This window comes from Acidovorax sp. BL-A-41-H1, from assembly GCF_051942715.1.
Genome location: NZ_JBPVJQ010000006.1, coordinates 693866 through 720024, shown reverse-complemented (window position 1 = coordinate 720024; position 26159 = coordinate 693866). Strand labels below are relative to the sequence as shown.

Genomic DNA, 26159 nt, shown 5'->3' with positions numbered 1-26159 from the left:
CTGAAACCTGCAGTGGATGGTCTGCCCGACGGGCCGGTGGCTCCGCCCTGAAGGCAAAACTGTCAGCATAACGCCAAGAACAGGAATATGTCCAAACGTAACCGGACCAAAATTGCCGCCCAGTGACACCACGGGAAAACCCTGATCCAACAGCCGGTCAGCGTGTGAGGCACGCCCCGCGGCCCGGCCAGGGTGAACTGCTAAAGTCCACCGCTCCTTTCGCCCCCTCGCCCCCCAGCCGCGCATGCCGGACACGCTTGACCACCACACCCCCATGATGCAGCAGTACCTGGCCCTGAAGGCCGGGTACCCCGAAACGCTCCTCCTGTACCGCATGGGCGACTTCTACGAGCTGTTTTACGGCGATGCAGAGAAGGCGGCGCGGTTGCTGGACATCACACTCACGCAGCGCGGCCAGTCGGGAGGGCAACCGGTGGTGATGGCCGGGGTGCCGTTCCACGCGCTCGAGAACTACCTGGCGCGCCTGATCAAGATGGGCGAGTCGGTGGCGATTGCCGAACAGGTGGGCGAGGTCGGCACCACCAAGGGCCCGGTGGAGCGCAAGGTGGTGCGCGTGGTCACGCCTGGCACGCTGACCGACACCGAGTTGCTGTCCGACAAATCCGAATCGATGCTGCTGGCCGTGCACCAGGGCCCGCGCGCCCGCTGCGGCCTGGCCTGGCTGAGCGTGACGCAGGGGCGCATTCACCTGGCCGAATGCACGCAGGACGAACTGGCCCACTGGCTGGGCCGCGTGGCGCCCAGCGAGCTGATCTACAGCGCAGGCGTGACCGAGCGCTTTGAACAGCAGCTTGTGGTGCTGCGCCAGGCCGGCGCCTTCACCTGCCCCATGAGTCTGCGGCCCGACTGGCAGTTTGACAGTGCCCTGGGCGAGCGCAAGCTGCTGGAGCACCTGGGCGCCGCCAGCCTGCAGGCCTGGGGCGCCCACGGCCTGGGCGAAGCGCACGCCGCCGCCGCCGGGCTCCTGGCGTATGCCGAACACACGCAGGGCCGCAGCCTCACGCACGTGCACAGCGTGCAGGTGCAGCGTGGCGACGACCTGATCGACCTGCCCTCCACCACGCGGCGCAACCTCGAGCTGGTGAAGACCTTGCGCGGTGAAGACACGCCCACGCTGTTTTCATTGCTGGACACCTGCATGACCGGCATGGGCAGCCGCCTGCTCAAGACCTGGCTGCTGGAGCCCCGGCGCGACCGCACTGAAGCCCGCCACCGCCTGTCGGCCACCACGGCCTTACGTGGCGCAGGTGGCGCTGGTGGCGGCTCCGGCCCGTGGGTCGCGTTACGGGCACAGCTCAAGGGCGTGAGCGATGTGGAGCGCATCACCGCCCGCATCGCGCTGCGCCAAGTGCGCCCCCGCGAGCTGGTGGCGCTGTGCAAGACGCTACAAAAATCAGAGCTACTGGCGCTTTCAGGACAAACGCCAGAGCCGTATTTGATCGAAATATTCAGCCACCTGCACCCGCCCGAAGGCTGCACCGCGCTGCTGTGCGCCGCCATTGCCGAAGAGCCCGCGGCGCTGGTGCGCGACGGCGGCGTGATCGCGGGCGGGTTTGACACAGAGCTGGACGAGCTGCGCGCGATCCAGACCAACTGCGACGCCTTTTTGCTGGACCTGGAAATCCGCGAGAAAGCCCGCACCGGCATCCCCAACCTGCGGGTGCAGTTCAACAAGGTGCACGGCTTCTACATCGAGGTGACCGGCAGCCACCTGGACCGCGTACCCGAAGACTACCGCCGCCGCCAGACCCTGAAGAACGCCGAGCGCTTCATCACGCCCGAGCTCAAGACGTTTGAAGACAAGGCCCTGTCGGCCAACGAACGCGCCCTGGCCCGCGAAAAATGGCTGTACGAGCAGATCCTGGACCAGCTGCAGCCCCATATTGCCGCGCTGACGCGCCTGGCGCAGGCCCTGGCCGCGCTGGATGTGCTGTGCACGCTGGCCGAGCGCTCGCTCACGCTCAACTGGTGCGCGCCGCAATTCGTGCCCGAGCCGTGCATCGACATTGAAGCCGGCCGCCACCCGGTGGTGGAAGCCCGGCTGGCCGAGACATCGAGCACCGCCTTCATCGCCAACCACACGCGGCTGAACGCCAACACGCGCATGCAGGTCATCACCGGGCCGAACATGGGCGGCAAGTCCACCTACATGCGGCAGGTGGCCCTGATCGTGCTGCTGGCCAGCATCGGCAGCCATGTGCCGGCCGCCAGCTGCCGGCTGGGGCCGATTGACGCCATCCACACCCGGATCGGCGCGGCCGACGACCTGGCCAACGCGCAGTCCACCTTCATGCTGGAGATGACCGAGGCGGCGCAGATACTGCACGCCGCCACGCCCCATAGCCTGGTGCTGATGGACGAGATCGGCCGCGGCACCAGCACGTTTGACGGCCTGGCCCTGGCCAGCGGCATCGCCACGCACCTGCACGACAAGACGCGCGCCTTCACGCTGTTTGCCACGCACTACTTCGAGCTGACCGAGCTGCCCGCCCGGGCCCGGCATGCCGTGAACATGCACGTGAGCGCGGCCGAGGCCGGCGCAGACATCGTCTTCCTGCACGAGATCCAGCCCGGCCCCGCCAGCCGCAGCTACGGCATCCAGGTCGCCAAGCTGGCGGGCATGCCCTCGCCGGTGCTGCACCACGCCCGCCACACGCTGGCCGCGCTGGAGGAACGCGCGGGCGAGGACGACCTGCAGGTCGACCTGTTTGCCGCCCCCGCCGCGCCGCCTGACATGGGAGCGAGCGCGGCCGAGGCCGCCCTGGCCGCACTGAACCCCGACGCCATGAGCCCGCGCGAGGCGCTGGATGCGCTGTACCAGCTCAAGAAGCTGGCGGCACGATAACGGCAGCACCGGCTTGCACTCTCCGCGGGATCCTTCCACCGGCCCCACAGGCCAATTAAGTGTCAAATCGGGCTCAGGCGCTTTATTCATAATGCCTGGTAGCTATCATTTTTGATGGCCGCCGGCATTCGGCCGCGATACCTCGCGTTGGCTGACACGGCGCCTGCACCCGGGGGACTAAACTCGCGGCTCCTTTTTCAACATCTCCCCACCCCTGTACATGACGTACTGCGTCGCTATCAAACTCAATGCCGGGCTGGTTTTCCTGTCCGATTCGCGCACCAACGCCGGCCTCGACCAGATCAGTTCGTTTCGCAAGATGATGGTCTATGAGAAAACGGGCGACCGCTTCATGGTGCTGCTGTCGGCCGGCAACCTGTCGATCTCGCAGTCGGTGCGCGAGATCCTGCAGACCGAGCAGCTCAAGGACAGCGACACCGGCGAGAGCCTGACCATCTGGAACGCCAAGAGCATGTTCGACGCCGCCCGCGTGCTGGGCGCCGCCGTGCGCCATGTGCACGAGCGCGACGGCGCGGCGCTCAAGCGCTCGGGCGTGGATTTCAATGTGTCGATGGTGTTCGGCGGCCAGATCAAGGGCGAAGGCATGCGCCTGTTCCAGGTCTACTCGGCGGGCAACTTCATTGAGGCCACATCGGAAACGCCGTACTTCCAGGTCGGCGAATCCAAGTACGGCAAGCCCGTGCTCGACCGCGTGCTCACGCCCGAAACCCCGCTGGACGAAGCCGCCAAATGCGCACTGGTGTCGATGGACAGCACCCTCAAGTCCAACCTGTCGGTAGGCCTGCCGCTGGACCTGGTGGTGTACGAGGTGGACCGTTTCTCGACCGAGAAGGTGATCTGCATCGACGAACACAACCCGTACTTCCGCATGCTGCACGACAGCTGGGGCCACAAGCTGCGCCAGGTGTTCGACAGCATCGAGGACCCGGCCTGGAGTGGAGGCACCACCAATGTCCCGATCATGGTGACACCCTCGCGCAGCAAGCCCCTCAAGAAGATCACTAACCACCTGGACAAGCTCATCTGAGCTTTTTTCAGGCCCTGCGGGCGCCAGCCAGTTCGCCCTTTTCCATGCTCCCCATCGTTTTCTCGCACGCCAACAGCTTCCCGGCCAGTACCTACCGCGTGCTTTTCAGGCACCTGAACGCCCGCGGTTTCGACGTATCCGCGGTCGAGCGCTACGGGCATGACCCGCGCTACCCCGTCTCCAATAACTGGCCGCACCTGGTGCAGCACCTGGCCGACTTCGCCACCGAGCAGGTCGAACGCCTGGGTGAGCCGGTGTTCCTGGTGGGCCATTCGCTGGGCGGGTTCCTCAGCGTGATGGCCGCCGCCCGCCACCCGCACCTGGTGCGCGGCGTGCTGCTGATCGACTCACCCCTGATCGGCGGCTGGAAGGCCAACGCCCTGGGCATGGCCAAGCGCACGCAGGTGGTCGGCTCGATCTCGCCGGGCAAGGTCAGCCGCCAGCGCCGGTTCAGCTGGGCCAGCAACGAAGAGGCGCTGGAGCACTTTCGCCGCAAGAAGACGTTTGCACGGTGGCACCCCGAGGTGCTGGCCGACTACATCGCGCATGGCCTGCAGGACCACGATGGCAAGCGCGTGCTGGCCTTCGACCGCGCGGTGGAAACCGCCATCTACAACACCCTGCCGCACAACCTGGGGCGTCTGCTCTCGGCGCATCCGCTGCAATGCCCGGCGGCTTTCATCGGCGGCCGCGATTCTGACGAGATGAAGCAGGTGGGAATGACCATGACGCTGCGCATCACCGAGGGGCGCACCATGATGCTCGACGGCAGCCACCTGTTCCCGATGGAAAAGCCATTGGCCACCGCGGCGGCCATTGAGGCATCGCTGCTCAACCTGGAATCGCTGCGCGGCTGAGCCGGCCTGATTCGGGCGTCGGTCAGAGGCTACCCACTGGTCGGCCCGGCCCGCTTGCTTAAGCCGACCAGGCTGTTTCCCGCCTCAGGGGAAACAAGGGCATGGCCCCCTCGGGCCATCCCCTACACTGTCAGGAGTTACACCCCGATACACGACATGTCCGTCCCTCTGCTGCCGGCTGCAAGACTGCCCATGGTGAGCCTCGCTCTGGGCATGGTGCTTTTGGCCGTGATGACAGCCAACGGCGCCAGTGGGACCACCCTGGCCATCGCGGCGGCTTCGGTGGTGATGTTTGCGGCCTGCTGGGCCAATGCGGCCCGGTTGCTGGGCAGTGCCAACGCGCTGCGTTTCGTGGTGATTGCCGTGGGCGCCGGCTGGTTTGCCGAGCAGATGGGCTCCACCCACGGCTGGTTCTTTGGCGAATACCACTACACCGATGTGCTGGGGCCCCGCGTGGGCAGTGTGCCATTCGTGATACCGCTGATGTGGTTTGCGCTGACGTACATCGGCTTCGTCATGGCCAACCTCATCGTGTGGCATGCGCCGCTGGACGGCGCGCAGGGCCTGGGCCCTGCCGTTTTGCTGTCATTTCTGGCAGCCATGATCGTGACTGCGTTCGATCTCGGGGCCGACCCTTATTTTGTCTTTGTCCTGAAGGCCTGGATCATGGTCAAAACGGACGGCGCCTGGTTTGGGGAAACGGTGCAGGGTTTCCTGGGCTGGATGTTCGTGGCCTTCGTCATCATCGCGGTGTTTCGGCTGTGGGCGCGCGGCCCCGCCGGGCGCACGGCGGGCGCTTTCACGGCACGCCATGCGCTGTTACCCCTTGGCATGTACGCATCCGGCATGGTTTTTCAAATGATCTACGGCCACCCGGTCGAAATCCGTTCGATCGCTCCGTTCGCCATGGGCATCCCGCTCGTCTGTGCATGGGCGGGGCTGCAACGCTGGCGCGCCACGGGCGGGGCCGCTGCATGAGCCGCAGCGTGCGTAGCCACGGCAGTATGCGCTCCGCAGAGCTGGACGCGTTCCAGCTCCAGGCCGACCCGCTGGCCGACCAGACTGTCGCCGCCATCCTGGGCGAATGGCCGATGGGCGTGGCCCATGAAACCGCTTTGCAGTGGGAGCGCATCCAGACGGTCAACATCCTGCTGGACCAGTGGGTCGACAACGCAAGCCTGTCCTGGTGGACTGCACCGAGGGGCGCGATCCGGGGCACCGTCGGCAACCGGGAAATCGAAGGCCATGTGGACGACGCCATGGCCGACGCCCTGAACCACTACATCCAGGCCGCGCAGATACTTCCGTCCTGGGCGGATGCGGCACAGATCGAGCGCGCCGAAACGCTGTTCATGGAGCATGGGGCGCTGTCGTGCATCCTGCTTTTCTGCTCCAGCCTGCCCGAGTGCTATGTGGTGCCCGACCTGTCGAGCGTGCTGCACGCCACGGGCCAGCTGGAGCAGAACACCGAATACCGCATCCGTTCCACCGCAGCCATGATCTTCCCCGTGATGATGCACGGCGGCCTGGCGGCGCGCGGCGCGGGCATCGCCCAGGTGCTCAAGGTGCGGCTCATCCACGCCATGGCGCGCAACCTGATCCTGCACGGCTCCCCGCAAGACGTGGTGCGCAGTGTGCAGGCAGGCCAGGACGGCATCATCAAAGCGCAGCCCCGGCCTGCAGCCACGGGCGGACGCGGCGTGATGTACCAGACGCTTTTTGCGCATGGCTGGAACACATCGCGCGACGGCCTGCCCTGCAACCAGGAAGAACTGGCGTACACGCTGCTCACCTTTGGCTATGTGTTCCTGCGCAGCCTGCGCAGGCTGGGCATTGGCCTGCCACGGCAAGACGAAGAAGCCTATCTGCATGCCTGGAACGTGGTCGGCCATGTACTGGGCATCGAGCGCGCGCTGATGGTCCACACCATGGACGAAGGCCAGGCGCTGATGGCCGCCATGCAGGCCCGCGGCCGCGCGCAACCAGTCACGCCCGACCCCCGGCCGGCGCTGGGCCAGGCGTTGATGCAGACGATGGCTGGTGCACTGCCTTGGAAGATCGTCAAGCCCTTCCCGCCGCTGATGACGCGCTACCTGTGCGGCAGCGCCACTGCGCACGACCTCGGCCTGCTGGCGCAGCCCGTGCCCTGGCTGTCGGTCGCGCTGTTCTGGGCCGTGCTTGCGGTGGCAAGGGCGCTGGACACGCTGGCTCGGCTCGTCGTGCCGCAGTTTTCGCTGGTCCGGGCGCTCACGCGGGTGGTGGGCTATCACTTCATGAGCCGGGTGCTCATGAGCCAGACCCGCCCCCTGCAGCTGCCCGTGGGCCTGCTGTCGCAGGTGGATGCACTGGTGCACGGCTGGAGTGATGACGTGCGCGCTCCGCGCTGGCTCAACCGTCTGGAAGACCGGCTCACCACCCGTGGCAGCTGGAGCGCCGACCTGGCGGGCACCGCGGCAGCGCAAGGTGCAACCGGGCAGCAGTCCCGCTAGCAGCAGCCACGTCACGCCTCATGCTCCTGCTGCTTCGCCATCTCCTGGTCGTGGTCCGAATGGTCCGTACCGGCCGCGCGTACCGCTGCATAGCGCAGGCTGCTGCCGCAGCGCTACTTGTATTCGCCACGGGCTTGCCTCTTCCGGCACAGGCGTTGGCGCCCCTGGTGTTGACCTCCGAGACCACCCGCGTCAATCCCTGGGAAACCATCACGCTCAAGGCCGACCCGACCTACCAGCTCACCGCACAGGACATGCTGGGGCGGCTGAACGAGTTCGAGCAGCCCGCCCGGCGCGGCGGTTCGCTGGGCATCCACAAGGCGGCTATGTGGCTGCGTATCCCAGTGATTGCGCCGCAGGCATCGAACACGCCCTGGGTGGTCGACATCGGCTACGCATCGCTTCGGGCAGACATTTACCTTGCCAGCGGTGGCAAGCTTGTGCAGCAGCTGAGCGACGACGCGGCGACAGCGCAGCTGTCCAGCCGCACGCCCGCCATGGCGTTCGAGTTGCAGCCCGGACAGCCATATGACCTGCTCATACGCATACAGGCCACCGGGCCATTGATTCTGCCGATCACCATCGGCACCATGCCAAGCCAGCTGCACCACGCCTTGCGCGACCAGATGCTGCAGGGCCTGCTCAACGGGCTGGCTTTCTTCCTGCTGGCGTACAGCCTGATCCAGTGGATCACGCAGCGCGAGCGTCTTTTCGCCTTCTATGCACTGGTAGTGATCGGCAGTGCGGGCTTTTCGCTACAGTTCTTCGGGATCGGGGCGCAGTTCCTGTGGCCGGACAACGTCTGGATGGCGCGGCACGGGGGCGTGGCCGCGGGCCTCACGGCCCTGGCGGGATCGTTCCTTTTCCTGGGCCACGCGCTTTCTGACAGCCGCCGCCCTACCCGGTACACGCGCATCATGCGCTGGGGCGCCGCCATCACCGGCACCCTGTGCGTTGCCATGATGCTCGGCTGGGTCAGCGTGCCGATCGCGATCGCCTTCATGAGCCTTGTAGGCCCCCTGCCATCGATTCTGAGCGTACCCGCGGCGCTTGCACTGGTTCGAAAGAAAGACGCCATCGGCGCCACGCTGCTCGTGGCCTGGGTGGCCTATGGCGTGGCCGCAGCGGTGATGGTGTGCCTGGTCCAGGGCTGGGTGCCCGCGAACTTCTGGACGATGCACTCGTTCCAGTTCGGAGCCACCGTCGACATGCTGCTGTTCCTGCGCGTGATGGGCCTGCGTGCCCGCGCGATCCGGGTCGAAGCCCAGGAGGCCCGGCGCGACGGCGAGATCATGCGGCGCCTGGCCCACAGCGACCCGCTCACGGGCCTGAGCAACCGGCGCGGGTTGCAACGCGAGCTCAACACCGCGCTGGAGTGGTGCAGCCCCAACCGGCTGGTGGCGGTCTACCTGATCGATCTGGATGGATTCAAGCCGATCAACGACAAGTACGGCCACGACGTGGGCGACGACCTGCTGGTCGCTGTGGGACACCGCCTGCAGGCCAACGTGCGGCAGCACATTGACGTGGTTGCGCGCCTCGGTGGAGACGAATTCATCATCCTGGCGCACGACCTGGAAACGCCGCAGCAGGCGGAGGACATCGGAATGGCTTTGCTGACCGCTTTCGACCATACGTTTGCACTGGGTCCGCTGCAGATCGACGTGGGCCTGACCATTGGCTATGCGCTGGCGCCGCTGGACGCACAGGACGCGCAGGCGATGGTGCGCCTTGCTGACTCGGCCATGTATGCCGGCAAGCAGGATGGCAAACGCACCCTGCGGCGCGCCCGGGGGAGCAACGCCCGTGCTGGCAAGGAGACCGCAGCATGACCATGGGCACGGAGCGTACGAAGGCGTGGGTCGCACCCGGCCTACGGAGGCCAGCAGCGGACCTGCCGCTGCGCCAGCCGGCCCTTGCTGCCGCGTGGAGGTGGCTGGCGGCGCTGTGGCTGGGCCGGGCAATCGCAGCTTTTCTCTTGTTCGGGACGGCGACGACTCAGGCGTGGGCACAAAGCGCCGCACTGTTGACCGATGAGGTCCCGGTGTCAAAGGTATGGCCATCGGTCACCGTGCTGCCCGACCCCACCCGCGAGCTCACGGTGCACGATGTGCTGGCGCGGCTGGCAGCATTCGAGCCCCCGTCGGGCAACAGCGGCACACTGGGCGTGCGTGCAGAGCCGGTGTGGCTCAGGCTGCCTGTGGCGGTATCGCCCGCTTCAGACGGCCACTGGGTGCTGGACATTGACTACCCCGTGCTCAACCGGGTGGATGTGTACCTGGTGGCCGCGGGCGAGGTGGTGCAGCAGGTGCGGCTGGGCAGCCTGCAGCCGTTCGCCGAGCGCCCCATGCGCAGCCGCTCGCATGCAGCCACGCTGGCCGTGAAGCCGGGCGGCCAGTACGAGGTGCTGCTTCGCGTGGAGACCCGCGGCGCCATGGTGCTGCCCATCCGGCTGATGAAACCGGCCGAATGGAACAGCGCTGCACTGAACGAGCAGATGCTGCAGGGTGTACTGACCGGCCTGGCGCTGTGCCTGCTGATCTACAGCCTGGCCCAGTGGGTGAACCTGCGCGAGGTGCTGTTCGTGCAGTACGCCCTGCTGACCATGGGCAGCCTGCTGTTTTCGGTGCACCTTTTCGGCCTGGGCACGCAATACCTGTGGCGAGACCTGCCGTGGGTCGAGGCGCACGCAGCGGGCCTGTCGGCCCTGATGGCCACCTGCGGATCATTCCTCTTCATCAGCCAGGCCCTGGCAGGCGACCGACCCCGCAGCCTGCTGCTCAAGAGCATGCGTGGTGGTGCCATGCTGTGCGCCTTGCTGGCGCTGGTGTATGCACTGGACGTGCTCAGCACCCCGGCCATTGCCGCCATCATCAGCATCATGGGGCTGGTGCCGGCACTGATGGGCATCCCTGGGGCGGTGCAGCGCACCCTCCGCGGCGATGCCGTGGGCAGCAGCCTGCTGCTGGCGTGGCTGGTGTACTTTGTGGCCACCGCCATCGTCATCGGCGTGATCCGCGGCTGGGTGCCCGTCAATTTCTGGACGCTGCACTCGTTCCAGTTCGGCGCCACGCTGGACATGCTGCTGTTCATGCGCGTGCTGGGTTTGCGCACCAAGGACCTGCGCATCCAGGCCGTCAGCGCCAACCGCGAGCGCGATGCCATGCGCTCGCTGGCGCACACCGACCCGCTCACAGGCCTTCCCAACCGCCGCGGCCTGCACACGGCACTGAACACCGCCCTGTCACGGTGCAGCCCCGACCGCATGCTGGCCCTGTACGTGATGGACCTGGACGGCTTCAAACCCGTGAACGACCAGCACGGTCATGACGTGGGCGACGAGCTGCTGGTCGCCGTCACGCGAAGGCTGCAACGCCACGTGCGCCAGAGCGACGTGGTCGCGCGCCTGGGTGGCGATGAGTTTGTGGTGATGACGGGCGAGCTGGGCAGCGAGGACCAGGCGCACGAACTGGGTCAGAAGCTGCTGGAGGCCTTTCGCCTGCCGTTCTCGCTGGGCACGGTGCAGGTCGAGGTGGGCCTGACCATTGGCTACGCCCTGGCACCCGCAGACAGCCACGATGCCGTAGGGTTGCTCAAGCTGGCTGATGCAGCGATGTACAGCGGCAAGCAGGGCGGCAAGTTCTGCCTGCGCCGCAACAAGGGTGACCTGGCGCTGTCTTCCGTTTGATGCGGCCTGACAGCAGCGCTCAACTCAGCGACAGCAGCGGTACGCAAGCCCCAGCGATACCGAGTACCCCGTGGGCTCGATCGTCAACGGGCTGCGGCGTGCATCCCCGCGCAGCTGCGATGCCCGCACCGCTCCCAGCGCCACCCAGTGGCGGTTGAGGGCGGACATCACCTCCACACCGCCATCCACGCTGTACAGCCCCCCGCCCGGCTCGAACGCCGGCAGCGCCCCCACGCCACCGGCGGGCACACCGAAATGCGAGCGCAGGTAGGTGCGGTCGGCAAAGCTGGCCCCGGCACTGAACGACATGCGTGTCTGCTCGGTCAGGGGCCATGTGTAGCCCATGCTGGTCGTCCACTGTGCGCCACCGTCGCGTCCCAGAATATCCTGCGACAGCCCCGCCCCCAGCGACCAGCGCGGGGTCAGCGCATAGCCCGCACTGAGCCGCCCACGCAGCGTGGCGCGCACGGGCGGCAACCCTGCGAGGATGGGCGCGTCAGACTCATCGCGGCCCCGGTCGATGCGCAGCGAGGCGCTCAGGTTGAACTGGTCGCTACGCGCCAGCGTGGCGCTGGCCCCCGATTCGCGCGGGCTGAGCCCATGCCCCAAAAAGGCACTGCCGCGCGAACTGCTGACCCGAAACCGCCCGTACTCGATCGCCCACGCGGGCCTGAGCCCCGTCGTGCGGCTGCCGCCACCGGCATAGTCAGGGCCATTGGTCACCAGCAAGCCGAGCGCGTAGTGGATGGCCGCGGGCGAGGCTGCAGCAGGGGCAGGCGCCACGTCTTCGCGGGCCAGGCTGGGCGCGGCGTGGTCGGCAGGCGCCAGCGCGGCATCGGCTGCCTGGGCGCGGGCCGCCAAGGGCACGGTGCCCAGCAGCAGCGCCAAGGCCAGCGCCAAGGCCAACGTTAAGCCCGTGCCGGCGGGCACATCCAAAATCCGCTTGTGGTTCACCACGGTCATGTCACTCTGCCCACTGCACCCAGCCTGTCCACGCCGTGACCAGCACCACGATGCCGAACACGATGCGGTAGTAGGCAAACGGCACAAAGCTGTGCGAGCTGATGTAGCGCAGCAGCCAGCGCACGCAAAGCCACGCGCTCAGAAACGAAAACACCAGCCCGGTGGCAAACATGGGGATGTCGGCCACCGACAGCAGTGCGCGCTCCTTGTACAGGCTGTACACGCCGGCGCCGATCAGCGTGGGCATGGCCAGGAAAAACGAATAGTCGGTGGCCGCCTTGCGCGACAGCCCGAGCAGCATGCCGCCGATGATGGTCGCCCCGCTGCGGCTGGTGCCCGGCACCATGGCCAGGCACTGCACCAGCCCCACCTTCAGTGCATCCAGCGGCGTCATCTCGTCCACTGTCTGCACGCGGGTGTGGGCAGGCGAGCGGCGCTCGGCCCACAGGATGATGAACCCGCCAATGATGAACGTGCTGGCCACCACCACCGGGGTAAAGAGGTGCGCCTTGATCGCCTTGCCCAAGAGCAGCCCGAGGATGACCGCGGGCAAGAAACCGATGAACACATTGAGGGCAAACCGCTGGGCCTGGCGCTCGGTGGGCAGCGCCACCAGGGTTTCGCGGATCTTCTGCCAGTACACCAGGATCACGGCAAAGATCGCGCCCGTCTGGATGGCAATGTCAAACACCTTGGCCTTGGCATCGTCAAACCCCAGCAGTGCCCCGGCCAGGATGAGGTGCCCGGTGGATGAAATGGGCAGGAACTCCGTCAGCCCTTCGACAATGCCCATGACAGCGGCCTTGGCCAGCAATACGACGTCCACTCGTGTTCCTTGGAAAAATTGGGCCAAAATGGCCTAAAGCCCTTACTCCATAATGGCATATAGCTATCAAAACAGGAGTAAATGAAGGTCCATGGAGCCTCCGCTTGCATCCAGCGGAAGCGCTGCGACGCAGCCCGCCCGGGACCGCAGATGCGCACACCGCCGTGATCGTGCGGAGGATGCCTGGAGGTGCGGGATTATCGTTCAGGGCTGCGGCTGCCAGGGCGCCTGCCACCCGCCGCCCAGCGCCTGCACCAGTGCCACTGCCGCCAGCTGGCGATTGACCTGCAGCTGCAGCAAGGCCCGCTGTGCCGACAGGGCTGACGCCTGCGCCGCCACCACCTCGGAATAGCCCACCTGCCCGGCGCGGTAGCGGTTGAGCTGCTGCTGGGCCGCACGCTCTGCAGCCGCCACGGCGTCACGGCGCAGGGGCTCCTGCTCACGCAGTGTGCGCAGCGCCGTCAGCTGGTCTTCCACGCCCTGAAAGGCTTCCAGCACCGTCTGACGGTACCGCGCCACGCGGGCATCGCGGGACGATTCGGCCTCCTGCACGCGCGCGGCCGTGGCACCGGCATCAAACAGCGTCTGCGCCACCGACAGCCCCAGCGACCACACGCTGGTGGATGCGCGAAACAGGTCGGCCACATTGCCGCCGCCCGTGCCCAGCGATGCGCCCAGGCTGATGCTCGGGAAGTAGGCCGCCCGCTGCACGTCGATCTGCGCATTGGCGGCAGCCACGGCACGCTCGGCGGCGGCGATGTCGGGCCGGCGCTGCAGCAGCGCCGACGGCACCGACAGCGGCACGGGTGGAACCTCTGCCGACCATGCCGGCGCTGGAGCCACGGCAAAACCTGCCGGTGGCTGGCCGGTCAGCACCGCCATGGCGTGCTCCAGCCGCGACCGGTTCTGGCGCACGCCCGCCATGTCGGCCTGCGCATTGACCAGCTGGGTGCGCGCCTGCAGCACGTCTGTCTCGGCGACCACGCCTGCGGTATAGCGGTTGCGCGCGATCTGCAGGTTGCGCTCGTACCCCTGCACGGTGGCATCGAGCAGGGCCAGCTCGGCGTCGGCTTCGCGCAACTGGAAATAGGCCGACACCAGCGTGCCTGCGGCCGACAGGCGGGCCGAGGCCAGGTCGGCCTCGCTCGCCTGTGCGCTGGCCTGGGCACTGCTGATGCTGCCTGCAAGACGCCCCCACAGGTCTGGCGCCCAGTCGGCCGCGAGCGTCGCCTGCGTGCTGGTACCCGAGCGGCTGGCGCCCTCGCCGCCCGCGCGGGACGCCCCGCCGCTCAGCCGGACCCCCGGCAGTAGCCCGGCGCGCTCCTGGCGCACCACCGCCTGGGCCTGGCTGTACGCGGCCACTGCGGCCGCAATGTTCTGGTTGGACAGCTGCACCTGCGCGGCCAGGCGGTTGAGCTCGGCATCGCCAAACATCTCCCACCAGGGGCCGCGGTCCATCGCATCGGCAGGCGCGGCGGGCATCCAGGTGGCCGAGGCCTCTTTGAACGCGGCTGGTACCGGGGCCGCGGGCGGGCTGTACGGTGGGGGGGTGGAACACGCCGCCAGCAAGCCGCACAGCGCAGCGGTTGCGACCGTGCGCACTAGGTGGAGCGGTTCAGCAAGGGCCGGTGATGGCTCAGGGGTGGGTGCAGTCATGGAATCGGTGATCAGGTGGGTCATGCAGCGGCCCCGGTTTCGTCTTGCCCGGCGGCGCGGCTCAGCCTGCGCTCATCCGGCGTGCGGGTGCGCAGGCGATCCAGCAGCACATAGACCACGGGGGTGGTCAGCAGCGTGAGCAGCTGGCTGGCCACCAGCCCGCCGATGATGGCAATGCCCAGCGGCTGGCGCAGCTCAGAGCCCTGGCCGAAGCCGATGGCCAGCGGCAGCGCGCCCAGGGCAGCCGCCAGCGTGGTCATCAGGATGGGGCGAAAGCGCAGCATGCAGGCCTCGCGCACGGCCTCCAGCGCCGTCAGTCCGCGGGCTCGCTCGGCCTCCAGCGCAAAGTCGATGATCATGATGGCGTTCTTCTTGACGATGCCAATGAGCAGGAACACCCCGATGAGGGCAATGATGGTGAACTGCATGTCAAACAGCATCAGCGCCAGCACGGCGCCCACGCCGGCCGATGGCAGCGTCGTCAGCACGGTGATGGGGTGGATCAGGCTTTCGTACAGCACGCCCAGCACGATGTAGATGACCACGATGGCGGCAATGATCAGAAAGGTCTGCTGGTTCTCCGACTCCTGCGCGCTCAGCGCCGTGCCCTGGAAGCTGCCGCGCACGTTGATGGGCATGGCGATGTCGGCCTCGGCCTGCTCGATCACGGCGCGGGCCTGCGCGAGCGAGGTACCGGGGTCGATGTTGAACGAGATGGTGGTGGCCAGCTCGCCATCCTGGTGGCTGATGGACGTGGGTGACGCGCGCTCCACCACACGTGCGATGTCGCTCAGGGGCACCATGGTGGATGGCGCGGTGCTCAGCACGTTGCCGGTAGATGCCCCGCGCTGCGCCGGATTGGCGGCGCTGCCCACCGCGCCCGTGGGGTTGGCCGCCACATACACATCCTTGAGGGCCGGCGGCCCGCGCGTGTACTCGGGGCCCCATTCCATGATGACGGCGTACTGGTTGAGCTCGCTGTAGATGGTGGCCACCGACCGCTGCCCGAACGCGTTGTACAGCGCGTTGTCGATGGCCTGCGAACTCACGCCCAGGCGCGAGGCGCTGGCGCGGTCCACCTCCACATAGGTCTCGACGCCGTTCTCTGCCTGGTCGGTGTCCACGTCCTGCAGCAGCGACTCGGTCTTGAGGCGATCGGTCAGCCGGGTGGCCCAGAGCTTGAGGTCGGCGAGGTTGTCGCTCTTGAGGGTGTACTGGTAGGTGGAGTTGCTGGACCGCCCGCCCATGCGCAGGTCCTGCACCGGGTTCAGAAACACGCGCAACCCGGTGATCTGGTTGAGCTGCGGGCGCAGGCGCGCAATCACGGCCTGGGTACTGTCCGCCTTGTCCGTTCGATCCTTGAGCGGCTTGAGGTTGACGAACATGAAGCCCCCGCCTGCGCGGCTGCCACCTGAGAAGCCCACCACCGTGTCCACCGCCGGGTCCTTGCGGATGATGTCCACCGCCTGGCGCAGCTTTCGCGCCAGGGCCTCTGACGAGATGCTCTGGTCGGCCCGCAGCCCGGCGTTGAGCTGGCCGTTGTCCTGCTCGGGGAAGTAGCCCTTGGGGATCTTGGCAAACAGGTACACGTTCATGCCAACCACCGCCAGCAAGATGGCCACCACGATCCACTGGCTGGCCAGCGCCCAATCCAGGCTGTTCGCATAGCCGCGCAGCACGGCCTGGTAGCCGCGGTCTGCCCAGCGCGCAATGCGCCCCGGGGGCTTGTCCCGGGCGGGGTCGTGGGCGCGCAGCAGCAGCGCACACATCATGGGCGTGGTGGTCAGCGATATGACCAGCGAAATCATCACCGCGACCGAGAGCGTCACCGCAAATTCGCGGAACAGCCGGCCCACCTGCCCATCCATGAACAGCAGCGGGATGAAAACCGCCACCAGCGACAGGCTGATGGACAGCACGGTAAAGCCCACCTCGCGCGCGCCCAGCAGCGCCGCCTGCACGCGGTCCATGCCGGCCTCGATATGGCGCGCGGTGTTCTCCAGCACCACGATGGCGTCGTCCACCACAAAGCCGGTGGCCACCGTCAGGGCCATGAGGCTCAGGTTGTTCAGGCTGAAGCCCAGGAAGTACATCACCCCGAAAGTACCCAGCAGCGAGACCACCGTGGCCACCGCCGGGATCACCGTGGCGCGCGCCTTGCGCAGGAACACGCCCACCACCAGCACCACCAGCACGATGGACACCATCAGCGTGAGCTCCACCTCTTTCAGCGACGAGCGGATGGTATTGGTGCGGTCCGAGGCGACCGCGATCTTGATGTCCTGCGGCAACTGGGCCTGCAGGTCGGGCAGCAGCGCCCGCACCGAATCCACTGTCTCGATGATGTTGGCAGCGGGCTGGCGCGTGACGAGCACGATGATGGCGGGGCTGCCGTTGAACAGGCCCACCGTGCGCCGGTTTTCCACGCCATCGATCACCCGCGCCACATCGCCCAGCCGCACGGCCGCGTTGTTGCGCCAGGCGATCACCAGCGATTCGTACTCCGCGGCCTTGCGGGCCGGGGACGGGGTGTAGATCTGCAGGCGGCGTCCGTCGCCCTCGATGGCGCCCTTGGGCCGGTTGGCGTTGGAGGCCTGGATGGCGGCACGCACATCCTCGCTACTGATGCCGTAGCGGTTGAGGGCAAACGGCAGCAGTTCCACGCGCACCGCAGGCAGCGAGCCACCGCCAATCTCGACATCGCCCACGCCCTCCACCTGCGATAGCCGCTGGGTGACCACGTTCGACACGGCGTCGTAGATCTCGCCGGGTGTGCGCGTCTCGGACGTCAGCGCCAGGATGATGACGGGCGACGCCGCCGAATTGCGCTTGCGGTAGGTGGGGTTGCTGCGCAGCGTGGCCGGCAGGTCGATACGGGCGCCGTTGATGGCTGCCTGCACTTCGCGGGCAGCTGCGTTGATGTCGCGGCTCAGCTCGAACTGCAGGCTGACCCGGGCCGAGCCGTTCGAGCTGGTCGAGGTCATCTCGTTCACGCCGGCGATCACGCCCAGGCGCCGCTCCAGCGGCGTGGCCACGCTCGATGCCATGGTGTCGGGGCTGGCGCCCGGCAACGTGGCCGACACCGTGATGGCCGGGTAGTCCACCTGCGGCAACGGTGACACGGGGAGCGCAAAAAACGCTGCGATGCCCGCCAGCGCCACGCCAATGGTCAGCAATACCGTGGCCACCGGCCTTTCGACAAACGGACGCGAGAGATTCACACGCGCTCCCCGGGTGCCATCGGAGCCGCCGCGGTGCCGCGGCCCGTCCAGCGCCGGCCCAGGCGGTCAAACCCCAGGTAGATCACGGGCGTGGTGAAGAGCGTGAGCATCTGGCTCACGATCAGCCCGCCAAAAATGGCCAGCCCGAGCGGGCGCCGCAGCTCGGCGCCCTCACCCCAGCCCAGCATCAGCGGCAGTGCGGCAAACAGGGCCGCCAGCGTCGTCATCAGGATAGGCCGAAAGCGCAGCAGCGCGGCCTGGTGGATGGCCTGCTCGGGGCCCATGCCCTGGTGGCGCTCTGCATCAATCGCAAAGTCGATCATCATGATCGCGTTCTTCTTGACGATGCCGATCAGAAGGATGATGCCGATGATGCCGATCACGCCCAGGTCGTTGCCGGTCACCATCAGCGCCAGCAGCGCGCCCATCCCGGCCGAAGGCAGCGTCGAGAGGATAGTGACGGGGTGGATGTAGCTCTCATACAGCACCCCGAGCACGATGTACACGCACACCATGGCGGCCAGGATGAGCCAGAGCTGGCTGGACAGCGATTTCTCGTACGCGCCCGCCGCACCCAGGAACTCCATCGACAGCCCCGCAGGCAAGCCGATGTCGCGGGCGGCCTGGCGCACGGCGTCTACCGCGCTGCCCAGCGATACGCCCGGCGCCTTGTCAAAACCAAGCGTGGCGGCCGGATACTGCGCCACCCGCGTGATCTGCAGCGGGGCCAGCTGTTCGCGGATGCTGGCCACGGCCGACAGCGGCGTGGGCTTGCCTGCGCCCGTGCGCAGCTGCAGCGTGCCCAGCGCTTCGGGGCTGGCCAGGCCCTCGGGCTGCGCCTCCAGAATGACGCGGTACTGGTTGGTCTCGGTGAAGATGGTGGAAACGATGCGTTGGCCGAAGGCGCTGTAGAGCGTGTCGTCGACGGCGCTCGCGGTGATCGACAGGCGCGACGCCGTGTTGCGGTCGATGTCGACAAAGGCCGACAGTCCCTGCGCCCCTGCATCGGTAGTGGCATTACGCACCCGCGGCTCGTCCTTGAGGCGTTCCACCAGCTTGTTCGTCCAGCTGTTAACCTGGGCTGAATCGACTCCGCCCATCGACACGCGGTATTCGGTGGGGCCGGTCTCGGCGTCGATGGTGAGGTCCTGCGTGGGCTGCAGGTACAGCGTGATACCGGCCACGGAGCGCACGCGCTCGCGCAGGCGTTCCATGATCGCGTCCTGGCTGTCCCGCTCAGGCTTCAGGTTGACCAGCATGCGACCCGTGTTGAGCATGGTGTTGTTGGCCGCATCCACGCCCACAAACGAGCTGAGCGACGCCACGTCGGGGTCCGCCAGGATGGCGCGTGCAGCCGCCTGCTGCAGTTCGGTCATGCGGGCGTACGAGACATCCTGCGATGCCTCCAGCCGCGCCTGCAGCTGGCCGGTGTCCTGCGTGGGGAACAGCCCCTTGGGGATCAGCACGTACAGCAGCGCCGTCAGCGCCAGCGTGAGCACCGCTGCCACCAGCGTGGCGCCCTGGTGGCGCAGCACCCAGCGCAGCCAACGGTCATACCCGGCAATCACGCGCTCGAACCCGCGGTTGATGCGCCGCGCAAAGCCACTGCTGCCCCCCTCGGGCTCGGCACGCAGCCAGCGCGCGGCCATCATGGGCACCAGCGTGAGCGACACCACGCCCGAGATCAGGATGGTGATGGCCAGCGTGACCGCAAACTCGCGAAACAGCCGCCCCACCACATCGCTCATGAACAGCAGCGGAATGAGCACCGCAATCAGCGACACCGTGAGCGAGATGATGGTGAAGCCGATCTGCGTGGCGCCCTTGAGGGCCGCGGTGAAAGGCGGCTCGCCCTTTTCAAGGTAGCGGGCGATGTTCTCGATCATCACGATCGCGTCGTCCACTACAAAGCCGGTGGCGATGGTGAGCGCCATCAGGGTCAGGTTGTTGAGGCTGTAGCCCAGCAGGTACATCACCCCGCAGGTTCCGATGAGCGAGATGGGAACGGCCAGGCTGGCAATGACCGTGGCCCGCAGGCTGTGCAGGAAGAAAAAGATGACCAGCACGACCATGAGCACGGCCAGCGCCAGCTCCATCTCCACATGCAGCAGCGACGCGCGGATGCCCGTGGTGCGGTCTGACAGCACCTCGACCTTGAGCGACGCGGGCAGGCCGGCCTTGAGCTCGGGCAGCTGCTTCTTGATGCTGTCCACCGTGGCGATCACGTTGGCGCCCGGCTGGCGCTGCACATTCAAAATAATGGCTGGCGTCTCGTTCGCCCACGCGCCCACCCGGTTGTTCTCGGGCGCATCCACCACGCGAGCCACTTCCATCATGCGCACCGGCGCACCGTTGCGCCACGCCACGATGAGGTTGCGGTAGTCGTCCACCGTCACCAGCTGATCGTTGGCGTTGATGGTGTAGGAGCGCTGGGGCCCGTCAAAGCTGCCCTTGGCGCTGTTGGCGTTGGAGGTGGTGATGGCAGTGCGCAGCGTGTCGAGCCCGATGCCGTAAGACGCCAGCGCCTTGGTGTCGGCCTGTATGCGCACGGCGGGCCGGTTGCCGCCCGCCAGCGTCACCAGCCCCACGCCCGTCACCTGGCTGATCTTCTGCGCGAGCCGGGTGTTGACCAGGTTCTGCACCTCGGTCAGGGGCAATGTGTCGGAGCTGATGGCCAGGGTCAGCACCGGCGCATCGGCCGGGTTGACCTTGGCATACACCGGCGGCGCGGGCAGGTCGGCGGGCAGCAGCGACGTGCCTGCGTTGATGGCCGCCTGCACCTCCTGCTCTGCCACATCAATCGCCAGCCCCAGGCCGAACTGCAGCGTGATGATCGAGACGCCTGCCGCACTGGAAGACGCCATGCGCTCCAGGCCCGACATCTGGCCGAACTGGCGCTCCAGCGGCGCACTCACGGTGCGGCTCATCACCTCGGGGCTGGCGCCGGGGTACAGGGTCTGCACCTGGATGGTGGGGTAGTCCACCTCAGGCAAGGCCGACAGCGGCAGAAACCGGAACCCCAGCAGCCCTGCCAGCACGATGGCCAGCATCAGCAGGGCGGTGGCTACCGGCCTTTCAATGAACGGACGCGAAGGACTCATGCTTGGCGGCCCGCGATCACGGCGTCTGCACCGGGCGCTGGCGCCGCTGTCCGGCTTCGCCCTCGGCCCCAGCCTGAGGCGCCGAAGCCCCGCCCCGGGGGCCGCTGGCCGCACCGCGGGGCCCGCTGGCGCCACCGCGGGGGCCGCGCGCACCTTGCGCTCCCGGCAGCTGCACGGCCATGCCGTCCTGCAGGCGGTCGCCGCCCTCGCTCACCACCCGCTCGCCTTCCTTCAGCCCCTCGGTGATGGCCATCTGCCCCACCGTGGCCTGGCCGCGCACCACCTTGCGCAAGGACACCTTGCGGTCTTCGTTGATCACGTACACATAGTCGCCATTGGCGCCCGTGCGCACGGCCGTCACGGGCACCACCACGGCCGACACCGTGCGCAGCATCAGCTGCACGTTGACGAACTGGTTGGGAAACAGCGCGCCCTGGGCATTGTCGAAGCGGGCCTTGGCCTTCACGGTGCCGGTCGTAGTGTCGACCTGGTTGTCCAGCGTGGAAAAGCGGCCCTTGTCCAGCTCGGTCTTGCGGGTGCGGTCCAGCGCCGTGACCACGAGGGCGGGCGACGCCGCCTGTGCAGCGCGGATGTCGCCCACGCGGTCCTGCGGCACCGAGAACTGCACATCAATCGGGTTGACCTGCGTGATGGTGGCCAGGCCTGTGGCGTCGCCCGAGGTGACGTAGTTGCCCGCGTCCACGCTGCGCAGGCCGATGCGGCCCGACGCAGGCGCCACGATGCGGGTGTAGCCGAGGTTCAGCCGCGCGGTGCCTTCCTGCGCGCGGTCGGTCATCACCGTGCCCTCCAGCTGGCGCACCAGGGCAGCCTGGGTGTCCACGTCCTGCCGGGCAATCGAGTCCTGCGCCAGCAGGGTGCGGTAGCGCTCTAGTGTGAGGCGCGCGTTCTCCAGCTGCGCTTCGTCGCGCTGGCGGGTGCCCTGGGCCTGCAACAGTGCCTGCTCAAAAGGCCGGGGGTCGATTTGCGCCAAAAGCTGCCCCTTCTTCACCATCTGGCCTTCGGTGAACAGCACCTCGGTCAGCAGGCCCGACACCTGCGGGCGCACCGTGACCGACGTGGCCGGGATCACGGTGCCCAGCGCATCGATGATGACCGGCAGCTCGGCGCGGCGCGCCACGGCATCGCCCACCGTCACCATGGGCCGGCCGCCGCCGGGCCGTGCAGGGGCATCGCTGGCGCCGCCGTTGGCCCGCTGCACCAGATACCAGGCACCGCCACCCACCAGGGCCACCAGCACCAGCGCCACCAGCGTGCCCACCCAGCGGGAACGCCGGGGTTTTGCACCCGGGGCCGGGGGTGGGGACGCGGGCACGGGTGCGGGGACTTCTTGCGGATTCATGGCGGTATTTCTGGGGAACTCGGTACGGATCGGGGCGCGGCGGGCCCGCGCTGTAGCAAGGCGGCGCGTGCCGAATCGTAGAGGGTGAACTGGGGCGCCGTCCTGAACGCTGTGCGAAGAAAAGTAAACCTCGGGGTTAAGAGCCTGTTCAAAGAACCCGTGCCAACAGGCATTGAGGGCAGCGCGGTGGCGCTCCCCAACCCGATCTGCACCGGGCGCAGTACACCGGTGGCGGCCCCGCCGTTCGCGCCGGGCGATGGCATTTCACGCCGCCCGCCCTGCATTTCGTCGCACGTTGGTGGTGGCGGCCGGTGGGTGGCGGCACAGTCCGCTCCATCGAACGACAGGAGCCCCGCCATGCAGATCACACCCGCCATCGCCATCCACCTTGCCGCCGCACTGGCGGCTGTGGCCTTGGGCCCCGTGGCCCTGTGGGCGCGCAAGGGCGCGCAGCAGCGCCCCCGCCTGCACCGTGCGGCCGGTTATGCCTGGGTGACCACCATGGTGGCCACCGCCGTGTCGGCCCTTTTCATCAGCGGCAGCGTGGGGCCCCGCTGGGGCAGCTTTGGAATCATCCACCTGCTGATCCCTGTGACGCTGGGGATGCTGGTGATGTCGTTTGTGTATCTGGCCCGCCGCAACATAGCGGGTCACCGGAAAACGATGCAGAACATCTACATCGGCGCCTGCGTGGTGGCAGGCGGTTTCACCCTGCTGCCCGGCCGGTTCCTGGGCAATGTCCTGTGGTCCGGACTCGGACTCATCTGACGGGCATGCCGCCTGTCACCCACGCCATCAAAGAACAATGAACGGAGCTGTTTCCATGCTGATTGAACTTCTCATCCGCCAGCCGGGCGCCATGGTCCAGATCGTGCAACAGACGCCCTACTGGGTCTGGGGGCTGCTGGCCGGACTGCTCGGGCTGGGCGCAAGCCAGATGTTTGCGCGCAGCGCCGGCCTGCTGCGCGTGCTGGCCACGCCAGTGGCCATGGCCATCCTTTCGGCGTACGGGGTGATCTCGGCATTCGGGCCGGCTGGCGAGGGCACCCGCGCCGCAGCGGTATGGCTCGCGGCTGCACTGGTCACCGCTGGGCTGGCCCTATGGCTGCAGCCCCACGCTGCGCCGGGCACGCGGTATGAGGCCGACACGCGCAGCTTTCACCTGCCGGGCAGCGCCATGCCCTTGGCGTTGATCCTGGGCATCTTCATGACCAAGTACCTGGTAGGCGTGGAACTGGTCATGCAGCCGGCGCTGGCGCGCGATACCACTTTTGCGCTGCAGATTGCAACGCTCTATGGCGTGTTCAACGGCGTGTTTGCCGCCCGCTCGGCGCGACTGCTGCGCATGGTCTGGCGCCCTGCCGCCCTGCCCTCGAGCGGCGTGACCGCCTGAATGCAATGCCCGGCGTCCGGGCGCAACAAACCTCCGGGCAATCACCTTCTTGCACCTTGGATACCGAAATGGATCGCACCATGAGCCCCCTCTCTACCGACCCCACCCACAACCCGCTGGAGCGCCTGGCGCGCCGACGCGCCCATGCCAGGCTGGGCTGGTACACCCATGCCTGCGTGTACGTGCTGGTCAACCTTGTACTGGTGGCTATCTCGTCAGCCAGCGGGCGCAACTGGGCGATCTTCCCTGCGCTCGGTTGGGGCCTGGGGCTGGCGATTCATGGCACGATGGTCTTCGTGTTGGCAGGCGGCACCGACCTGCATGAGCGCATGGTGCAGGCAGAGCGCGACCGCATTGCTCGCAGCGGGCGGGGCAGCTGAAGCAAGGGCGCACCTAGAATGAGCCGGCCACTACCCAAGCCGTCCTTTTCATGACCCCCGAAGACATCGAACAACTGGCCCGCCGGCGCGCCAACGCCAAGCTGGGCTGGTACATGCATGCCCTGGCCTTCGTGCTGGTGAATGCCGTGATTTTTGCGATGTCGCGCTATGCCTTCGGCACCCGGCCCTGGTCGGTGTATCCGCTGCTGGGCTGGGGGCTGGGGCTGGTGCTGCACGGGGTGTCGGTGTTTCTGCTGGGCAGCGGCAGCGGCCTGCGCGAACGCATGGTGCAGCGGGAGCGCGAAGCCCTGCAGCGCCGCCAGAAACGGCCATGACAGCGCAGCGCGCCATCAGCTGGATCAGCAAGCTTCGGCACTTTCTGCAGGTGCTGGCGTTCACGCTGGCGGTGGCCACCATCCAGTACGCCTTCATGCCCGACAAGCCCTACGGGCCGCCCGTGGTGTATTCGGTGCTGATCGGCACGTTTACCTGGGCCATCATCGACCTGGGGCGTGAACTGCTGCCTTCAGCCCACGAAACCGGGTGGTCGCAGGGCTGGCAGGCACCTGTGCTGGTCGCGGTGGGCATCGTGGTCGGCTACCTGGCGGGCACCAGGTTGGCAGACGCCCTGTGCACGCAATACTTTCACTTTTACCCGCCGGGGGGCGAGGTGTCGGACGCGGACCAGCGCACGTCCATCCTCATCACCGTCATCGCCGGGCTGGTGGGCACCTACTACTTCTACGCGATCAACAAGTCTTCATACCTTGAAGGCAAGATGGTCGAGGCACGCCAACACGCTAACGATGCACGCCTGAAGCTGCTGGAAACCCAACTGGAACCGCACATGCTGTTCAACACCCTGGCCAACCTGCGGGTGCTGATCGGCACCGACCCGGCCCGCGCACAGGACATGCTGGACCGCATGATTGCCTACCTGCGCGCCACGCTCACGGCCTCCCGCAGCACCGAACATCCGCTGGCGCACGAATTTGACCGCCTGCGCGACTATCTGGAGCTGATGGCGGTGCGCATGGGGCCCCGGCTGGCCTACACGCTGGAGCTACCCGACGGCCTGCGCGATGCACCGGTGCCGCCCTTGCTGCTGCAGCCGCTGGTGGAAAACGCCATACGCCACGGGCTGGAGCCGAAGGTGGAGGGAGGCCATATCCTGGTGCGCGCCCATTCCACGGGGCCAGAAGGCCGAGCGCCCGGCACGCAGCGTCTGCAGATCGAGGTCACTGACACCGGCGTGGGCTTGCCGCCGGTGCTGCCGCCGGCTGGGCCGGGCCAGAGCTTCGGCCTGGCGCAGGCGCGCGAGCGGCTTGCCACCCTGTACGGCGCAGACGGCACTATTGATTTGATAGCTACCAGCACAGGTGGAACGAGCGCCAGAGCCACATTTCCCTTGAAATTTCCATCCCAACCATGAATGTCCAAGCCCCGCGCGCCCTGATCGCCGAAGACGAGCCCCTGCTGGCCGCCCAGCTGCAGCACGAGCTGGCACAGGCATGGCCCGGGCTGGCGGTCGTGGCCACGGTGGCGGATGGGCTGTCGGCCGTGCGCCAAGCGCTGGAGCTGCTGCCAGATGTGCTGTTTTTCGACATCCGCATGCCGGGCCTCAGCGGGCTGGATGCTGCGGTGGAGCTGGCAGATGCCTGGCCTGCCGGGCGGGCGTTTCCGGCGCTGGTCTTCGTTACGGCCTACGACCAGTACGCGGTGCAGGCGTTTGAGGCGCAGGCGGTGGACTACCTGCTCAAGCCTGTGCAGACGGCCCGGTTGCAGAAAACTGTGCAAAAACTGCAGCTGGCGCTTGCTGCAAATGCCTCTTCTGCTATCAATATAGAAGCAACGGTGATGCAGTTGCGCCACCTGCTGGAATCACAGGCCCTGGGCGCGGTTCAGCCGTTGCAGCCGCCAGCCCAGGCATCGGCAAAGGCAGCAGGTATGGCAGCGCCGCCGCTCACGCTGATCCAGGCCAGCCATGGCACACAGATCCACATGGTGCCCGTGGCCGATGTGCTGTATTTCGAGGCCGCCGACAAGTACGTGCGCGTGCTGACCGCCGAGCGCGAATACCTCATCCGCACTCCGCTCAAGGAACTGACGGGGCAGCTTGACGCCAGCGTGTTCTGGCAGGTGCACCGCAGCATCCTGGTGCGCGCGGGCAGCATCACCACCGTGACCCGGGACGAGTCGGGCAAGCTGCACCTTGCACTTGCAGGCCGGCCCGAGCGCTTGCCCGTCAGCCGGCTGTACGCCCATCTGTTCAAGGCCATGTAGCGGCCGGGCGCTGCATTACCTTGGCTTG

At 67.3% G+C, this 26159-nt stretch carries 18 protein-coding genes and 1 pseudogene; 13 read left to right on the top strand and 6 right to left on the bottom strand.

The annotated features are described in order from the left end of the window. Positions 1–244: 244 nt before the first annotated feature. The 7 genes from mutS to ACTPOI_RS16475 all read left to right on the top strand — a co-directional run bounded on the left by mutS (position 245) and on the right by ACTPOI_RS16475 (position 10948). Positions 245–2866 carry a DNA mismatch repair protein MutS gene (gene mutS / locus ACTPOI_RS16505; RefSeq protein ID WP_440110720.1) on the top strand — a complete coding sequence of 874 codons (2622 nt, stop codon included), beginning with the start codon at positions 245–247 and terminating at the stop codon, positions 2864–2866. Between the two features lie 220 nt (positions 2867–3086). After that, positions 3087–3914, top strand: coding sequence for a peptidase (locus tag ACTPOI_RS16500; protein ID WP_440110718.1), 828 nt, complete (start codon positions 3087–3089; stop codon positions 3912–3914). A 44-nt stretch (positions 3915–3958) separates the two neighbouring features. Next, on the top strand, positions 3959–4771 hold the full coding sequence (locus ACTPOI_RS16495) for an alpha/beta hydrolase (protein ID WP_440110716.1): 813 nt from the start codon (positions 3959–3961) through the stop codon (positions 4769–4771). Positions 4772–4927: 156 nt separating this feature from the next. Further along, positions 4928–5749, top strand: a complete 822-nt coding sequence (locus ACTPOI_RS16490; protein ID WP_440110714.1) for a carotenoid biosynthesis protein — start codon at positions 4928–4930, stop codon at positions 5747–5749. A gap of 26 nt (positions 5750–5775) precedes the next feature. Then, complete coding sequence (locus tag ACTPOI_RS16485) at positions 5776–7260, top strand: oxygenase MpaB family protein (protein ID WP_440110712.1); 1485 nt, start codon at positions 5776–5778, stop codon at positions 7258–7260. Positions 7261–7280: 20 nt separating this feature from the next. Beyond that, a complete protein-coding gene (locus ACTPOI_RS16480) occupies positions 7281–9092 on the top strand; it encodes a diguanylate cyclase domain-containing protein (RefSeq protein ID WP_440110710.1) in 1812 nt (603 codons plus the stop codon). 212 nt (positions 9093–9304) lie between these two features. After that, on the top strand, positions 9305–10948 hold the full coding sequence (locus ACTPOI_RS16475; RefSeq protein WP_440110708.1) for a diguanylate cyclase domain-containing protein: 1644 nt from the start codon (positions 9305–9307) through the stop codon (positions 10946–10948). Between the two features lie 24 nt (positions 10949–10972). On the opposite strand, the gene ACTPOI_RS16470 is transcribed toward ACTPOI_RS16475, so the two are convergent. From ACTPOI_RS16470 to ACTPOI_RS16445, 6 genes and pseudogenes are all read right to left on the bottom strand, one after another. Beyond that, on the bottom strand, positions 10973–11911 hold the full coding sequence (locus ACTPOI_RS16470; protein ID WP_440110706.1) for a MipA/OmpV family protein: 939 nt from the start codon (positions 11909–11911) through the stop codon (positions 10973–10975). Between the two features lies 1 nt (position 11912). Continuing rightward, complete coding sequence (locus ACTPOI_RS16465) at positions 11913–12737, bottom strand: undecaprenyl-diphosphate phosphatase (RefSeq protein ID WP_440110704.1); 825 nt, start codon at positions 12735–12737, stop codon at positions 11913–11915. A 204-nt stretch (positions 12738–12941) separates the two neighbouring features. Next, positions 12942–14393 carry an efflux transporter outer membrane subunit gene (locus ACTPOI_RS16460; protein WP_440110702.1) on the bottom strand — a complete coding sequence of 484 codons (1452 nt, stop codon included), beginning with the start codon at positions 14391–14393 and terminating at the stop codon, positions 12942–12944. 161 nt (positions 14394–14554) lie between these two features. Continuing rightward, positions 14555–17554: pseudogene (locus ACTPOI_RS16455) on the bottom strand (efflux RND transporter permease subunit); the annotation flags it as partial. A 56-nt stretch (positions 17555–17610) separates the two neighbouring features. Next, positions 17611–20715: an efflux RND transporter permease subunit gene (locus tag ACTPOI_RS16450; protein ID WP_440110700.1), complete on the bottom strand. Its 3105-nt coding sequence runs from the start codon at positions 20713–20715 to the stop codon at positions 17611–17613. 16 nt (positions 20716–20731) lie between these two features. Further along, positions 20732–22075, bottom strand: coding sequence for an efflux RND transporter periplasmic adaptor subunit (locus tag ACTPOI_RS16445; protein ID WP_440110698.1), 1344 nt, complete (start codon positions 22073–22075; stop codon positions 20732–20734). A 357-nt stretch (positions 22076–22432) separates the two neighbouring features. On the opposite strand from ACTPOI_RS16445, the gene ACTPOI_RS16440 reads away from it, so the two are divergent. From ACTPOI_RS16440 to ACTPOI_RS16415, 6 genes are all read left to right on the top strand, one after another. After that, positions 22433–22843: a DUF2306 domain-containing protein gene (locus ACTPOI_RS16440; protein ID WP_440110696.1), complete on the top strand. Its 411-nt coding sequence runs from the start codon at positions 22433–22435 to the stop codon at positions 22841–22843. 55 nt (positions 22844–22898) lie between these two features. Further along, on the top strand, positions 22899–23468 hold the full coding sequence (locus tag ACTPOI_RS16435) for a DUF6622 family protein (RefSeq protein WP_440110694.1): 570 nt from the start codon (positions 22899–22901) through the stop codon (positions 23466–23468). A gap of 80 nt (positions 23469–23548) precedes the next feature. After that, positions 23549–23848, top strand: coding sequence for a 2TM domain-containing protein (locus ACTPOI_RS16430; RefSeq protein ID WP_440110692.1), 300 nt, complete (start codon positions 23549–23551; stop codon positions 23846–23848). Between the two features lie 50 nt (positions 23849–23898). Next, positions 23899–24183, top strand: coding sequence for a 2TM domain-containing protein (locus ACTPOI_RS16425; protein ID WP_440110690.1), 285 nt, complete (start codon positions 23899–23901; stop codon positions 24181–24183). Next, entirely contained in the window at positions 24180–25280 is a 1101-nt protein-coding gene (locus tag ACTPOI_RS16420; protein ID WP_440110688.1) for a sensor histidine kinase, read from the top strand. The genes ACTPOI_RS16425 and ACTPOI_RS16420 overlap by 4 nt, the downstream gene beginning before the upstream one ends. Next, positions 25277–26131 (top strand): LytR/AlgR family response regulator transcription factor, encoded by an 855-nt coding sequence (locus ACTPOI_RS16415; RefSeq protein ID WP_440110686.1) that lies wholly within the window; start codon positions 25277–25279, stop codon positions 26129–26131. The genes ACTPOI_RS16420 and ACTPOI_RS16415 overlap by 4 nt, the downstream gene beginning before the upstream one ends. Positions 26132–26159 lie beyond the last annotated feature (28 nt).